At 41.0% G+C, this 14,952-nt stretch carries 14 protein-coding genes; 9 read left to right on the top strand and 5 right to left on the bottom strand.

Annotated features, from left to right (window positions below):
- Positions 1 to 2: 2 nt before the first annotated feature.
- Entirely contained in the window at positions 3 to 902 is a 900-nt protein-coding gene (hisG, locus tag C2M32_RS17230; protein WP_105169557.1) for an ATP phosphoribosyltransferase, read from the bottom strand.
- Positions 903 to 1,230: 328 nt separating this feature from the next.
- Here hisG and C2M32_RS17225 point away from each other — a divergent pair, with 328 nt between their 5' ends.
- From C2M32_RS17225 to C2M32_RS17205, 5 genes are all read left to right on the top strand, one after another.
- On the top strand, positions 1,231 to 1,467 hold the full coding sequence (locus C2M32_RS17225; RefSeq protein WP_105169556.1) for a hypothetical protein: 237 nt from the start codon (positions 1,231 to 1,233) through the stop codon (positions 1,465 to 1,467).
- A 169-nt stretch (positions 1,468 to 1,636) separates the two neighbouring features.
- On the top strand, positions 1,637 to 3,463 hold the full coding sequence (locus C2M32_RS17220) for an ATP-dependent DNA helicase (protein WP_234401377.1): 1,827 nt from the start codon (positions 1,637 to 1,639) through the stop codon (positions 3,461 to 3,463).
- A gap of 1 nt (position 3,464) precedes the next feature.
- Entirely contained in the window at positions 3,465 to 4,151 is a 687-nt protein-coding gene (gene tsaB / locus C2M32_RS17215; protein WP_105169554.1) for a tRNA (adenosine(37)-N6)-threonylcarbamoyltransferase complex dimerization subunit type 1 TsaB, read from the top strand.
- A 40-nt stretch (positions 4,152 to 4,191) separates the two neighbouring features.
- Entirely contained in the window at positions 4,192 to 4,485 is a 294-nt protein-coding gene (locus tag C2M32_RS17210) for a hypothetical protein (RefSeq protein WP_105169553.1), read from the top strand.
- A gap of 151 nt (positions 4,486 to 4,636) precedes the next feature.
- Complete coding sequence (locus C2M32_RS17205) at positions 4,637 to 6,601, top strand: EAL domain-containing protein (RefSeq protein ID WP_234401331.1); 1,965 nt, start codon at positions 4,637 to 4,639, stop codon at positions 6,599 to 6,601.
- A 22-nt stretch (positions 6,602 to 6,623) separates the two neighbouring features.
- On the opposite strand, the gene C2M32_RS17200 is transcribed toward C2M32_RS17205, so the two are convergent.
- Positions 6,624 to 7,916: an alkaline phosphatase gene (locus tag C2M32_RS17200; protein ID WP_105169552.1), complete on the bottom strand. Its 1,293-nt coding sequence runs from the start codon at positions 7,914 to 7,916 to the stop codon at positions 6,624 to 6,626.
- A 208-nt stretch (positions 7,917 to 8,124) separates the two neighbouring features.
- On the opposite strand from C2M32_RS17200, the gene C2M32_RS17195 reads away from it, so the two are divergent.
- The 4 genes from C2M32_RS17195 to C2M32_RS17180 all read left to right on the top strand — a co-directional run bounded on the left by C2M32_RS17195 (position 8,125) and on the right by C2M32_RS17180 (position 12,871).
- Positions 8,125 to 8,976 (top strand): alpha/beta fold hydrolase, encoded by an 852-nt coding sequence (locus C2M32_RS17195; RefSeq protein ID WP_158678263.1) that lies wholly within the window; start codon positions 8,125 to 8,127, stop codon positions 8,974 to 8,976.
- A gap of 120 nt (positions 8,977 to 9,096) precedes the next feature.
- A complete protein-coding gene (gene fadD / locus C2M32_RS17190; protein ID WP_105169550.1) occupies positions 9,097 to 10,749 on the top strand; it encodes a long-chain-fatty-acid--CoA ligase FadD in 1,653 nt (550 codons plus the stop codon).
- A 54-nt stretch (positions 10,750 to 10,803) separates the two neighbouring features.
- Positions 10,804 to 11,934, top strand: a complete 1,131-nt coding sequence (rnd, locus tag C2M32_RS17185; protein WP_105169549.1) for a ribonuclease D — start codon at positions 10,804 to 10,806, stop codon at positions 11,932 to 11,934.
- A 151-nt stretch (positions 11,935 to 12,085) separates the two neighbouring features.
- Positions 12,086 to 12,871, top strand: coding sequence for a hypothetical protein (locus C2M32_RS17180; protein WP_105169548.1), 786 nt, complete (start codon positions 12,086 to 12,088; stop codon positions 12,869 to 12,871).
- Positions 12,872 to 12,996: 125 nt separating this feature from the next.
- Here the strand turns inward: C2M32_RS17180 and minE are convergent, their stop codons facing one another.
- Genes minE through minC form a run of 3 tightly spaced genes read right to left on the bottom strand, consistent with a single transcriptional unit; the run spans position 12,997 to position 14,793 of the window.
- A complete protein-coding gene (gene minE / locus C2M32_RS17175; RefSeq protein ID WP_105169547.1) occupies positions 12,997 to 13,266 on the bottom strand; it encodes a cell division topological specificity factor MinE in 270 nt (89 codons plus the stop codon).
- 1 nt (position 13,267) lies between these two features.
- Entirely contained in the window at positions 13,268 to 14,077 is an 810-nt protein-coding gene (gene minD, locus C2M32_RS17170) for a septum site-determining protein MinD (protein WP_105169546.1), read from the bottom strand.
- A 5-nt stretch (positions 14,078 to 14,082) separates the two neighbouring features.
- Complete coding sequence (minC, locus tag C2M32_RS17165) at positions 14,083 to 14,793, bottom strand: septum site-determining protein MinC (protein ID WP_105169545.1); 711 nt, start codon at positions 14,791 to 14,793, stop codon at positions 14,083 to 14,085.
- Positions 14,794 to 14,952 lie beyond the last annotated feature (159 nt).

Raw genomic sequence — 14,952 nt, 5'->3', positions numbered from 1 at the left:
TATCACTCCATCATTTTTTCGATAGGCATCACAAGTATAGAGTTCGCGCCAAGCGCTTTTAGCTCTTCCATTGTTTCCCAGAACAGGGTTTCGGTGCTGACCATGTGCAAGGCAACATATTCGTCGCTTCCCGCGAGTGCTAGCAGGGTGGGCTGTCCGGTACCTGGTAGTAATTCACAGATTTCATCAAGCTTATTTTTTGGCGCGTGTAGCATGATATATTTGCTTTCTTTGGCTTGCCTCACTCCTTTTAGGCGAGGCATAAGTTTTTCAATTAATGCTAATTTGTCGCTGTCATTCAAGTTGGGGTTTTGAATTAAACAAGCATTTGACTCTAAGATAGTGTCTCCTTGCATTAAGCCATTTGCTTCCAACGTTGCGCCTGTTGAAACCAAATCGCAGATCGCATCGGCTAAACCTGCCCGTGGAGCAACTTCAACTGAACCCGTTAACATGACGGCACTGGCGTTGATATTCTCACGCTGTAGGTATTGTTTTAAAATCTCTGGGTAGGTTGTAGCAATACGCTTGCCTTCAAACCATGACTTGTCTTGTGGCCCAAGTTCTTGTGGCCAAGCAAGCGCGAGACGACAGTAGCCGAAATCCAATTTTGATAGCTTAATTACTTGTGCGTTTTGGGTGCCACCGGCACGTTCTGCTTGCGCCTCTACCAACACATTTTCACCCACAATACCTAAGTCACACACGCCATCCATAACGAGACCGGGGATATCGTCATCGCGCACACGAAGTACGTCAATCGGCATGTTAGTAGAGTGGGCGATAAGGCGTTGTTCGCGCAGATTAAGTTTAACGCCTAACTGCTTAAGTAAATCTTGGCAGTCTTTAGAAAGACGACCTGATTTTTGAATTGCGATACGTAATCTATTGTTATTCATAATTTATTTTCCTAATGTCTAAAACCAAAAACCCCGAGGTGGAACCTCGGGGCGAAAATAAATTACTTTGTATGTGACTCGCCGGAGGTTCCTTTTGGGAATAACCCACCAGCGAAATACCTGACAGGTTATCCCGTTGAATGATGGTGATGATGTACGGCTGTCAGTGTATTGAACATGGTTAACTCTTAAAAAATTAGTTATGCTTGAATTATGCTATTAGCAAACCATAAAAACCGAACACAGTGCAAGCACTTTTTGTTGGTTTCTAAAGCATATCTTATAACTGCCGATAATATAGGTAGATTTTTAGATAACGAGGTCACTTGTTATGGATGTATTAGCACCGTTTATTCGAAACATCGCTCGTTTAGAAGTAGATCATAAGTCTATGTTTTATATCGCGGGCGTAAAAGATGGCGCGATTGAAAAAATAAGATTGCGCAAGGCTGCCTTACAAGAACAGCGTAAAAAGCAAAAAGAGCAAGAATTGGCTGAGCAAGGAAAGAATGCCAAAAAGAATGAGCAAGAAGAAGATGACGAGACGCATTTAGATACGTGGGCATAACGTGTGAGCATTGAAAGACAGGGTGGCTTGCTCTAAACGGGTTTACTCTTTACAATCGTGCCAAATTCAATAACAAATCTTCATCTTGTCTATTCAACACGTTTTTTCTGAACAAGGTCCACTTGCTCAACAGTTCAGTGGCTACACGCCAAGGCAACCACAAATCGAAATGGCTCAGGCAATTGAAGAAACCATTGCTAACAATGGTCAATGTGTTGTTGAAGCAGGCACCGGTACGGGCAAAACCTTTGCTTACTTGGCGCCTTTGCTATTAAGTAAACAAAAATCTATCATTTCAACGGGGTCAAAAGCGCTACAAGAGCAACTCTATCATCGCGACCTACCAACTTTACAAAAAGCATTAAAAGTTGCCAAAACAACGGCGTTACTAAAAGGTCGTGCCAACTACTTGTGCACCTATCGGTTGTCACAGCATGTTGCCCATGTTCCCAGTGATGATCCAGATATTATGCATCAGCTTGCTATGGTCGCGAAGTTTGCCACAGAAACAGACAGTGGTGATTTGGCTGATTGTGTAGGCATTGAGGAAGATGCAAAGGTTTTACCTTATGTAAACTCAACCGCGGATAACTGTTTAGGCAAAGACTGTCCAGATTTTCAGAGTTGTTATATTCGTAAAGCGCGATTAAAAGCAATTGAAGCAGACTTGGTGGTGATTAACCACCACTTATTTTTTGCCGATATGGCAGTCAAAGACTCTGGTTTTGCTGAATTGATGCCCAATGCTGATAACTATATTTTTGACGAGGCTCATCAGCTGCCGCAAATCGCCAGTGATTATTTTGGTGAATCATTTAGTACTAAACAACTTGGCGACCTAATCAACGATATTCGACTCATATATAGGTCAGATATACCCGATATGCTGCAACTTGGTAAAACACTTAACAAGCTAGAAACCAGTGTGGCAGATCTAAGAATATCATTTGGCGTGGATGGCGGTCGTGGCGACTGGCGCTCAGCGTTAGCGAATAAACAGGTATGTGATGCCTTGCACAGAGTGATAAGCGACCTTGACTTTTTATATAAGGTTTTGAAAACCTGTTTGGACCGAAGTGAAAAAATTGAGCACCCGTTTGAACGTGTGTTGAAGTTTAAAGGGCAAATGGAGCGTGCCTTTGATGTTTCTCAAACTGGCTATAGCTATTGGTATGAAACCTCCCGCCGATACATCGCAATTCACATAACGCCCCTTGATGTGTCGGCCAAATTCAAAGAAATAGTTGAAAAAACTAAAGCGAGTTTTGTCTTTACGTCAGCAACCCTGTCTGTTGATGATTCACTTATGCATTTTAACGCCAGTTTGGGGTTGAAGCCTGATCATCAGAGCATTGTCGCCAGTCCTTTTGACTATCAAAATCAGGCATTATTGTGTTTGCCCAGATATTTACCTGAAAGTGGTGATGATTTGATGCCACATACTTTGGTCAAAATAGCAAAGCAATTGATTGATGCGGCTAAGGGGAGAACATTTTTACTGTTTACCAGTTATCGAGTTATGCACTTGGTCTATGAGGGGTTAAGTACAGCCCTTGAGTATCCAATCTTTATGCAAGGACAGTCATCCAAACGAATTATTTTGGAGCAATTTGTTAGGCATGGTAACGCCGTGTTGCTGGGGACCGCATCCTTTTGGGAAGGGGTGGATGTGCGAGGAGATGCGCTCAGTTGTGTCATGATAGACAAATTACCTTTCACATCACCAGATGATCCTTTATTGCAAGCGCGTATGGCTGATGCAGAGATGCAAGGTAAAGAGCCTTTTACTACAATTCAGCTTCCGCAAGCGGTGATAAGCTTAAAACAGGGGGTTGGTCGATTAATTCGTGACAAATCTGACAAAGGTGTGCTGGTTATTTGCGATAATCGGCTAGTTACGAGAAAATACGGTCAAACATTTTTAAAGAGTTTACCAGCAATGAAGCGCACACGTAGTCTGGAAACCGCAACGACTTTTCTTGAGAATATTAAATAATATGAAACATAACTTGTTAGCAATTGACGCCTCTACAGAAGCTTTAAGTCTGGCTCTGCATTTTAACGGACAGACGCATCGTTATTTCGAGGAGTGTCCACAGCAACACAGTCAAAAAATCTTACCTGAGATTGAGCGGATGCTAGTTAATGCAGATTGTCAGTTGAAAGAGCTGGATGGTATTGTTTTTGGCAGAGGCCCTGGTAGTTTTACGGGCGTTCGTATTAGCGTGGCAATAGCACAAGGGTTAGCTTATTCATCAAACTTACCGTTGGTGGGGATCTCAACCCTTGAAGCAATGGCCTTACAAGCTGTGCGTGAGCTGGACGTTGCACAGGTTTTAAGTGGCATTGACGCTCGCATGGGAGAGATATATCTGGCGCAATACGAGGTTGCAAGTGATGGTCGCTTGAGAGTGATTAACGATGAAATAGTGTGTTCACCTGAAGATGTTATGCAGTATGAGGCTGCGATTAATGCGGTGGGCACAGCTTGGCAAGCATATCCGCAACTTGCGAAATCTAACAATTTGTTAGTAAACGATAAGATTAGGCTGCCCGATGCATATTATATGCTTGAACTTGGTGATGACGCCTTTAGTAAAGGTTTAACAGTCAAAGCAGCCGATGCACAACCTCATTACGTGAGAGATACGGTTACTTGGAAAAAGTTGCCAGGTCGAGAATAATCTTATATTTTTAAAGTAGTCGTCTATTTCGGTGCAGACAATGAAAACGCAACTCATTTTACAGAATCAGCACACCTACCAGCTTAAACCGGCAATTAAAAAAGCCCGTGAGCATGCTGAGTCTGCGCCGCAACCAGCTGACAATGTTAGCTATGTAAAAACCTCTGAACGGGGTATCGAGCTTGCTAAAAAGTTACAAAGTGAATTTACCTCAACCATTTACGACCAGCCCGACTTTAAGACAAGTAAGGCGATCAGCACTTATATGGCGATCAATAATCAGCAGCGCCGCAGTGATATTGAAAGTTTGATTGGCGTAAATGTATACGCATAATCGGTTGAGAATTATTCAAGCTTGATTTTAATCTTCTATTTGTAATCTTTAGAAAACTCGGTATTGTTTAAAGAAAAAAACGAGCCTGTATTTGTCTACTTCAATACTAAACAAGTTTAATCGTATAGCAGTAAAAATATCTGCTAACACGATGATATTGTCTTTACGTGAGGGATACATAGCGCTCATTCCATTCTTTATTGTCGCTTCTTTAATAACACTTTTAAATCAATGGCTTGATATTGCAGCGAAAGGGTATGACCATCAATACCTAAACCAGTTTAATCAACTTGTATGGGGGTTGTTTCCTCTACTTAGCTTAATTTCATTCTCTTATCATTTGGCAAAAAACTTAAAGGTACACACGATAGCAGCGCCTATTTTAGTGATAACCTGTTTTACTGCTACAACTGGATACATGTATATAGAGAATAACGCCATTCGTATTGACCAAACGCAAGGCGTATTATACTCCCTGTTTATGCCAATATTTTGTAGTTATTTATTATCATATTTAATGCAAGTAAAGATATTTAGGATAGTAAATGTAAGCTCTATCAGTTTGTTTTTAAGAAAACATATCAATTTAATTTTTCCTTATATGGCGGTTACGACAATCACACTGATGTTATTTCCCTATGTTGATAATACTGCCAGTTGGATTGCAGACGTTTTGTCAAACGCTCAAGTGGAATTGAGTGCTTTAAGTAAGCTGTTTGTGCAACTATTAAGTTCTCATCTATTATGGTTTTTAGGCGTGCACGGAGACAACACCTATCAAATTTTAGCGCCTAGCCATTTTACCCATTATCTTTTGGAATCTTCGGTAGAAAATTATCACTTTTTTTCAGTATTTGTGCTACTTGGAGGCACAGGGTGTGTTTGGGGAATTATCATTGCGAGCTTTTTATTAAAAGAGGCGCGTCATGAACAACATATTGCGAAAATATCACTGCCGTTAGCAGTATTTAATATCAGTGAAGTAATGATCTATGCCTTACCTATTGTATTTAACCCATATATATTACTGCCATTTTTGTTAGCTCCAATGCTCAATGCCATTGTTGCATATTATTGCTTATCCTTAGGTTTCATTACGTTAGTTCCAGATCAAAGCGTTCCTTGGTTTACCCCCATTTTTGTTAATGCGTGGTTGTTAACACAAAGCTATAGTGCACTGTTATTACAGTTAGTATTAGTATTGTTGAACGTTGCTATTTATTATCCCTTTCTTAAAATATATCAGCGCCACAGTATGTCTGGTAAAGCTTTGGATATGCTTGTTAAACGCTACTCAGCTGGACGCCAAATTGAAGACAAAGCGGAAAGTATGTTTGCGATTCACCACAGTGAAAAGCAGCTAGAGCACCATAGTTTAAAGCAAGTTACCGATGCGCTAAATAAAGGTGCGTTGACTCTGTACTACCAGCCAAAAATCGCATTGAAAACAGGGCAAATAATGGGATTCGAAGCACTGCTTAGGTTGCGTAATAGTGATGGTTCGGTACAAGGGCCTTGGTTCTTGGAAACGCTGGCAAAACATAATTTGCTCGAAGTGATCGATAACTATGTGATTGACCAACTTGAAGTCGACCTCGAACAGTTTGCAAAAGCAGGACATGCCCCAAAAGTGAGTTTTAATATCTCACCCGCTAACTTATTAAATGGTGGCTATAAGCGAATTGTCAAAGCCTTTTCTCGGTTTGAGGAGCAAGTTGAAGTTGAGTTGCTAGAATCAAGCTATATTGAGGATTTTGCGGCAACTATTGAGGTAGTTAATCATCTAAAGAAACATCATATTCGCTGTGCAATGGATGATTTTGGCACAGGGTATTCGTGTTTGTCTGTATTGTCCAAACTTAATATAGACACTATCAAGCTCGATAGAAGTTTATTACCCGAATCTAACAATGCTAAGTCAGAAACTTTGTATAAACACCTTGCTCAGTTATGTACTCATCTAGGGTTTAAGACTGTTGCGGAAGGGGTCGAAACGAAAGAAGAAGAGCGGGTGGTAAAAGCCGCTAATATCGATTGCGTTCAAGGGTTTTTGTATCACCAACCTATGCCGATAGAAGAGGCTATTAGACTGTTAGTAAAATCAGAGGCAATGTGATTAATCACCTCTGATTTGAGACTTATTTTTCAATAAATGAAATTAGTTTATCTGCGATTTGGGTATTGTTTTGAGATCCGATAAATTGATTAGCACCTTTACCATAAGCAAACACTTGTACGTCAATTGCGGTATGTCCACTGGTTGTCCAACCAGTAAAGCTCGCCTGGCTTATGATTGACTTAATAGCTTGCGCTAATTGTTTTTCGCCTTGAGATTTAGCTTGTTCAAGCTGTAGCTTGGTTTGATTATCAAATGGTAATTTGGTTGCTGTGGTCCATAGCGCTTCAATGTTGTCATCGGCTAGCATTTGCTTTGTCAACTCTTGAGCCGAAGCTGTCACACCTTTGATTATATCTCTTTCCCAACGATATTGACCATTTGCACCGAGCGTTAAACCGCCTGTTGAATGGTCGGCTGTGATGACAAGAAGCGTATCTGGATTGCTATCTACATAGCGTTTTGCCACCTTGATAGCATTAGCAAAGTCGTGCATTTCATGCATGGCACAGGCTATATCGTTGGCATGTCCACACCAGTCTATTTGACTGCCCTCTATCATGACAAAAAAGCCTTGTTTGTTGTTATTGTTGAGTAGCGATAGCGCTTTATCGGTCATTTTCTCTAATCGATCTGGATATTGATCAATGGCAAAAGGCAACCCTACAGGTGCAAAAAGACCGAGGGCGGGAAGTGCCTGTATTTTGTCAAGATGATTGATATCATCACTATAGGTGTATCCAGCGGCTTGAAATTCGGCGACTAGATTTCTATCTTCACGGACAAAATACTGAGTTCCACCACCAAGCATCAAATCGACAGGAAGCTTACCTGCAATTTTGTTATCGATATAGTCATTGGCAATTTCATCATAATTGCGGCGTGACTCGTTATGGGCTGCAAAACTTGCAGGGGTAGCGTGATTGATCTGGGACGTGGCTACCAGCGCAGTTGTCATTCCTTTGTGTTTAGCCAGTTCTAACATAGTTTTCAGAGGCTTTTTCTCGGTATTTACTGCGATTGCACCGTTATAGCTTTTTTTACCGGTACTCAGCGCCGTAGCGCCCGCAGCGCTATCTGTCACAACGGTATCGTCATCCGGATAGGTGTGGGCCATACCAACCAGCATAGAATCGAAAATGGTTGGTTCTACCTCTTTGGTCTGCTTGTCATCCATATAATATCTATAGGCAGTGGTGTAAGTCGGACCCATGCCATCACCAATCATATAAATGATATTTTTTGGTGTTGATTCAGCAAACGCATTCGTACTCAAAACAATGCTTGCAGCAAGTACACTGAGTGATCTTTTCATTTGAATATCCTTCGTATTCCCGTGTTTTTCTAGGACATGATACAACGATATGACTCAAAATTTTATAAATGAGATAAAACGATAGCCACAAACAGAATGAATTAACCTGTAAGTGCGCGCAGGTGTCGCTATCTAAAAGTTGTACGTATTGTAAGTCGTGATGATAAAGTATTTGTATGCGATACAGTATGAGAATTATGTGACCCGAATGAAAAATGCGATAGATGCCTTACAAAGAATAGGAATTGCCGCGCAAACCACAGATAGTAAAGGCGAAGTTGTCTTATGTTTACATGGTTGGCTTGATAACAGTAATAGCTTTGCACCGATGCTGGATAAAGCCAGTAGTGCATATCAATGGATTTCAATCGACTTCAAAGGGCATGGAAAATCACAATGGCGCTCCGCTGATGCACATTATTACTTTGTAGACTATGTTTATGATTTATTAAACATACTTGATGTTTTAGGCATAGAGCGTTGCCACTTGGTTGGGCATTCCATGGGCGCTATGGTGTGTGGGCTGTTTGCATCTTTATATCCACAGCGAGTAAAAAGTTTAACGATGATAGAAGGATTTGGACTGGTGTGTACGCCAGAGCAGCAACTTAAAAAGCAAATTTTGGACGCTTTTGAGCATCGTCAAGCGAGTGACAAATTCAAAAAACGCCTTTATGCAAACTTTGCAACGCTGGTTACAGCACGCAGTAATGCGGGGGACCTGACTCAAGAAGATGCTGCGCTGCTCATGCAAAGAAACTCGCAACAAGTAGAAGGCGGTTTCTATTTAACAATAGACCCGAGGCTAAAGACTGCCTCGGCGATTCGCTTTTCTGTTGCCCAAGCTAAAGCGATGCTCGTTGATGTGACTACGCCTAGCTTGTTGATTTTAAGTGATAAAGGCCTTGGTTTTGTAAAAGACAACTATGATCTATTTATTGATGGCTTTAAGGACATCACAGTTGAAGAAGTTTCAGGTGGGCATCATTGTCATATGGACAACCCCCAAGAATGTGTCAGTTTGATTGAACAGCATCTGAATAGAAATGCAGTAACATAATTGTATATTTCCACTAAATGTGGGAATATCACCGGATTAGAGTATTTGCTCAATTGTTAAAGCGCCTTATATAGATTAAGGTAACGTATCAAAAAAATAACTAAAACGCAGGAGCTAAGAGTGGAGAAAATCTGGCTAAAGCGCTACCCAGAGGGTATGCCTGAAACTATTGACCCAGAGCATTACAACTCATTGCTTGAATTGTTTGACAAAAGTTTTACCGAGTTCGCGTCATTACCCGCATACAGCAACATGGGAAAGACTCTGACTTATAAACAAGTTGATGAAAAAACTAAAGCTGTTGCAAGCTATCTTCAAAATACCCTGAAACTAGGTAAAGGTGATAAAGTTGCGGTGATGATGCCAAACTTGCTGCAAACACCGCTAGCTATTTTAGGCATATTACGCGCTGGATGTACGGTTGTTAATGTTAACCCATTGTACACAGTACGAGAGCTAGAACACCAACTGAATGATTCAGAAACCAAGGCTATTTTTATTCTTGCGAATTTTGCACAGACCCTGCAAAAAGCGCTGCCACAGACTCAAGTTAAGCACATCGTCTTAACAGAGATTGGCGATATGATGGGTGGCGTTAAAAAGCACCTAGTGAATTTCGTTGTTAAACACATCAAGAAGATGGTTCCGGAGTTTTCTTTACCACAGACCATCGCTTTTAAAGATGTTATCAATGCAGATCCTAACGCATATCAAGTGCCTGAAGTTAACTTAAATGATTTAGCATTTTTGCAATATACGGGTGGTACAACCGGCGTATCAAAAGGTGCAATGCTCTCTCATGGCAACATGGTTGGCAATTTAGAGCAAGTATCAGGCTGTCTTGACAAAGTGCTAGATAATGGCAAGGAAATCGTGATAACGGCGCTACCGCTGTATCATATTTTTGCGTTGACCGCGAATTGCCTAACCTTCATGAAGTACGGTGGACACAATATTTTGATCACCAACCCTCGTGATATGCCTGCATTCGTTAAAGAGTTGGCTAAGTACCCCTTTACTGCAATCACAGGTGTAAACACATTATTCAATGGGTTGCTTAACACTCCAGGGTTTGACCAACTAGACTTTTCACACTTAAAAATGTCACTTGGTGGTGGCATGGCGGTACAACGGCCAGTGGCTGAGCGTTGGCAAAAAGTGACACGCAGTAAGCTGATGGAAGGTTATGGGCTGACAGAGTGTGCGCCATTGGTGACGATTTGTCCTTATGATTTAGATGGTTACAACGGTTCAATTGGGTTGCCTGCACCAAGCACTGAATTAAAGATTATTTTAGAGAACGGTGAAGAAGCCGCGCAAGGCGAAGCAGGCGAACTGTGCGTTAAAGGCCCACAAGTAATGGTTGGTTATTATAATCGCCCAGATGCAACCGCTGAGTGCTTAAAAGACGGTTGGTTTGCCACTGGTGATATTGCCACCTATGATGAAGAAGGCTTCTTCTACATCGTTGACCGTAAGAAAGACATGATCATTGTTTCTGGCTTTAACGTTTTCCCAAATGAGGTGGAAGAAGTCGTCGCAATGCATGAAGGTGTGCTGGAGGTTGCCGCTGTTGGTGTTCCTCATGAAGTCAGCGGCGAGCAAGTAAAAGTATTTGTCGTGAAAAAAGACCCTTCTTTGACAGAAAAAGATATAATCAAGCATTGTCGTGAGAATCTGACCAACTATAAGGTGCCGAAATTGGTAGAGTTTAGAGATGAACTACCAAAGACAAACGTTGGAAAAATCCTTCGTAGGGCCTTAAAGGAATAAAGAATAGCCGGCATTAGCCGGCTTTTTTTTGCAATAAAATGTCCAGGAGACGCAGTGCAGTATCAAGTAATTCAATCACAATTCGAACTAAATGAATTTGCCAAACATATCTCAAATGCACAGGTAGTTGCTTTAGATACGGAATTTATGCGTCGTCGTACTTTGTATCCAGAAGTAGCTTTAATTCAGGTGTACGCCCAGAATCGACTTGCCCTGATAGACCCTCTGCTAGAATTGGATCTATCTCCACTGTGGAATATTTTTAAAAACCCATCGGTGTTGAAGGTACTCCATTCGCCCTCTGAAGATATAGAAGTATTCCAAAAGTTTGCGGGCTTTGTACCGGCTCCCATTTTTGATACCCAATTTGCTCTTCAAGTGCTTGGGAAGGGGAACTGTGTTGGGTTTGCTAATATGGTTAACACTATCTTAGAAGTTGAAATAGATAAAAGTGAGTCTCGTACAAATTGGTTGCAAAGACCTCTGACTCAAAAACAATTAGACTATGCAGCGTCTGATGTATTTTACTTAATGCCATGTTTTGAATCTATCTATGCACAAATAAGCGAACGTGGTTTGACTGATATTGTGATAGCTGAAAGTGAATTGGTCGCTAAGAAGCGTGCATTTATGGTTCCCGATGACCAAGTCTATTTGGATATCAAAAATGCTTGGCAGTTAAAGCCACGAGATTTAGCAGTGCTAAAAGAGCTTGCCGCATGGAGGCGCAACAAAGCTGAGAAGAAGAATCTGGCACTTAGTTTTGTATTGAAAGAACATAACATGGTTGAAATTGCTAAACGCCGTCCAACCTCACTGAGCGGATTGCGCAATGTTCCAGGTATTGAAGCGATGGAAGTTAATCGCTCAGGTAAGGAGATTTTAGCCTGCATAGAAAAGGGGAAATCAATATCGGAACCACAATGTCCGCAAAAATTATTACGCTTGATAGATTATCCCAATTACAAAAAAGCAGCAAAAGAGCTAACGGCTAAGATCAAGCATGTGGCTGAGAGTAATGACATACCTGCTGATGTATTGGCATCGAAAAAGCAAGTTAATCAATTAATTAGTTGGAATTGGAAAAAAACGGCTGAAGAAAGAGCGAGTTTACTTAAGCCTGATTTATTGCAGCCTTGGCGCTATGAGCTAGTTAAGGATGAACTCACAGATTGGGATGTTTAGTTAAGTCAAAGGCGTTAAGGTCGAAAAGACTATCATATGAGTGTGGCTTAGCGAGCCACATGGGTTTAAGTTGTGATATTTAATTTCTTTTGTACCCGTTACAGGTATGGTACAGTAGCAATGCTATAGCTAACATGCACAAGGAATGAATATGACAATCAAAAGACTATTATCGACCTGCACCTTTGTTTGCGCGGTATCAACAGTCTATGCAAATGACTATGTTGGAACGCTCAATATTGATACCAATAATCTTGTTTGGTCGCCAACTGCAAGCTACTCAACAGGTCAAGTGGTAAGGGAAGGAAGCAGTGGTGATCTATTTATTGCTACAACTAATATCAATGTTACTGGCGAAAATTCAAGCCCGATAACAGACAGCCAGAGATGGACGTTACTAGTAAAAGGGGAGGTAAATCCAGATGATCTCATCCAGAGAATCCCCCAAGGTGGCAAGGCAATCTTTGTGACAAGCCAAGATATATCAGGTTATGAAGTGTTTGATATGCGTCGAGAAGAAGTCGATGCTATATGCCAAACCGCTGCAGACGCATCTGAGAATGCACCAGAAGGTACCTATGGGGCGATTATTGCTCTAAGAGACGGCTACTTAGCCATTCGATCTATTTCTTATTCTCATGCTTATTATTTGCTAGATGGAACAAAGGTTGCGAATGACAAGGAAGATTTTATACGCAACCACACATTGGCTGCCATTGATATTGATGAGAACTTAAATCAAGTGACCAGTAATCCATATGTTTGGACGAACTCTTCGCCAGGTGGTAATCAAGGGCATACTGAGTCGTGCCTTCGAACGTATAACGACCCTGGTAAAGCATATGTTGGAAAGGCAACTCAATCGCGTTATGGATGGATGAACATAGATTCGAGATATTGCAATCAAAGTGCTCGGTTGTATTGTGCACAAAAATAAGATGCTGGCTGTTATAGTTAGGGTTTAAGAGTTAAAGTCAGATACATTGACTTTAAAAATCAATACCTACCTGCTGGCGATGATTTCTTCTAGCTAGCAGGTAGATTTTATAAATGACTATTTAGTTATTTCGTTTCTTTGTCATCATCAGGTAAGGTGACATTAAGCTCCAAAACAGCTAAATCATCTTCATTTTGTTCAAACTGAACGTTTACCGCATCAGAATCAACTTTCACATATTTACGGATCACATCAAGAATATCTTGCTTGAGTTGTGGCAGATAATCAGGTGTGCCTCTTTTCGAGCGCTCATGGGCAACGATTATCTGCAAACGCTCTTTGGCAAGCGATGCGCTACTCTTTTTCTCTGAACGAAAATAGTCAAGTAATGACACGTTAACCTCCAAAAATCCGTTTTAATAAACCCTTTTTCTCTACATCAAGAAAACGGAAGTCGATAATTTCACCTAATAAACGATTAATTGCATCACTATAGGCCTGACCTGCATCTGACTCACTATCAAGAACAACAGGTTGACCCGAGTTAGACGCGTTAAGTACGGCTTTGGATTCTGGAATAACACCGAGCAAGTCGATAGCAAGAATCTCTTGCACGTCTTCTACAGATAGCATTTCACCGTTTGCAACACGCTCAGGATTATAACGGGTAAGTAGTAGATGCTCTTTTACAGGTTCTAAACCCATTTCAGCGCGTTTTGATTTGCTTTGTAAAATACCGAGAATTCTATCTGAGTCTCGAACCGATGACACCTCTGGGTTAGTCGTTACAATCGCCTCATCAGCAAAATACAATGCCATCATGGCACCGGCTTCAATACCTGCAGGCGAGTCGCAGATGATGAAATCAAAGTTGTCTTTCATTTCGTTTAAAACGCGTTCCACACCATCTTTAGTTAATGCGTCTTTGTCGCGTGTTTGTGATGCAGGAAGTATGTATAACTTCTCTACACGCTTATCTTTGATCATTGCTTGATTTAGATTAGCTTCACCATTGATAACGTTCACAAAATCATAAACGACTCGACGTTCACAACCCATAATTAGATCTAAGTTACGAAGGCCAATATCAAAATCGATGATGGCTGTTTTGTAGCCTTTAAGTGCAAGGCCAGTACCAATAGCTGCGCTAGACGTAGTTTTGCCTACACCGCCTTTACCCGAAGTTACGACAATAATTTTTGCCATGTGATTTATCCTTTGACCAAAGCTGTTATTTCTAATGAATCATTTTTTTGTTTTACTTGTGCTGCCTGGCCCCAATGCTCTCCTTGTAAAGAGTCACTGATCCAGTAGCTGCCATTAACAGAAACCAATTCGGCTTCAAGACGCTGACAATAAATTGCAGCGTCATCGTACCCTTGAGCCCCAGCAATAGCTCGGCCTCTTAAAGTACCATAAATATGAATATTGCCATCAGCTATTACTTCCGCACCGTGACTCACCGCACCCATTACAATTAAATCTCTGTTTTTAGCATAAATTTGTTGACCTGAACGGACGGTTGCCTGAACAATCTGAGGTGGTAAATAAACTTCTTTCTCAACTTCAACCACTTCCGCGCCGTTAGTTTTAGCGACGGTTGGTTTTGCATTGTCTTTACTGTAGTTTAAAACAGACAATGCCGCTGATTTAGCAGCTTCATTTTGTTGCTCAGAGCCGTTGCAGATACCAACAGGATTTAGTTGTAAATCAATAAGTGTTTGCTTTAAGGTGACGAAGTCAACATCGGCATCCTGTAATTTGGCGAGATTAATGACAATGGGTGCACCGATAAAAAATTTAGGTGCCTGAGATATTTTTTCGTCAAGTGCCTTGCTAAGTTGTTTGATGTCAACTGAGAACAAGTGCAATACAGACAGGGTAAAAAGGTTCCCTTTTAACTCAAATGTTTGTTCTGACATAAGCGCTCTATAAAATGCATACTTAATACTTTAACAGTCTCTTATTAATTCTTTTTATGTGGAATAGAAAAATGAGTCTGTCAGGGCGTAATTGTTATTTTGGCCCCGTATTATAAACGTTTGTAAGTCGCAAAACTTTCCAAATACAATGAGTGTCAT

It is taken from the genome of Pseudoalteromonas sp. T1lg23B (assembly GCF_002964665.1).
Lineage (GTDB): Bacteria > Pseudomonadota > Gammaproteobacteria > Enterobacterales > Alteromonadaceae > Pseudoalteromonas.
The sequence above is the reverse complement of the archived record's forward strand: the minus strand, read 5'-3'. Positions and strand labels throughout refer to the sequence as shown.

Excerpts from the sequence above, each read along its gene's own strand:
- C2M32_RS17225 (WP_105169556.1), top strand. The coding sequence starts at position 1,231 with ATGGATGTATTAGCACCGTTTATTCGAAACATCGCTCGTTTAGAAGTA.
- C2M32_RS17220 (WP_234401377.1), top strand. The coding sequence starts at position 1,637 with ATGGCTCAGGCAATTGAAGAAACCATTGCTAACAATGGTCAATGTGTT.
- tsaB (WP_105169554.1), top strand. The coding sequence starts at position 3,465 with ATGAAACATAACTTGTTAGCAATTGACGCCTCTACAGAAGCTTTAAGT.
- C2M32_RS17195 (WP_158678263.1), top strand. The coding sequence starts at position 8,125 with ATGAAAAATGCGATAGATGCCTTACAAAGAATAGGAATTGCCGCGCAA.
- C2M32_RS17180 (WP_105169548.1), top strand. The coding sequence starts at position 12,086 with ATGACAATCAAAAGACTATTATCGACCTGCACCTTTGTTTGCGCGGTA.
- minD (WP_105169546.1), bottom strand. The coding sequence starts at position 14,077 with ATGGCAAAAATTATTGTCGTAACTTCGGGTAAAGGCGGTGTAGGCAAA.
- C2M32_RS17205 (WP_234401331.1), top strand. The coding sequence starts at position 4,637 with ATGATATTGTCTTTACGTGAGGGATACATAGCGCTCATTCCATTCTTT.
- minC (WP_105169545.1), bottom strand. The coding sequence starts at position 14,793 with ATGTCAGAACAAACATTTGAGTTAAAAGGGAACCTTTTTACCCTGTCT.
- C2M32_RS17200 (WP_105169552.1), bottom strand. The coding sequence starts at position 7,916 with ATGAAAAGATCACTCAGTGTACTTGCTGCAAGCATTGTTTTGAGTACG.
- C2M32_RS17210 (WP_105169553.1), top strand. The coding sequence starts at position 4,192 with ATGAAAACGCAACTCATTTTACAGAATCAGCACACCTACCAGCTTAAA.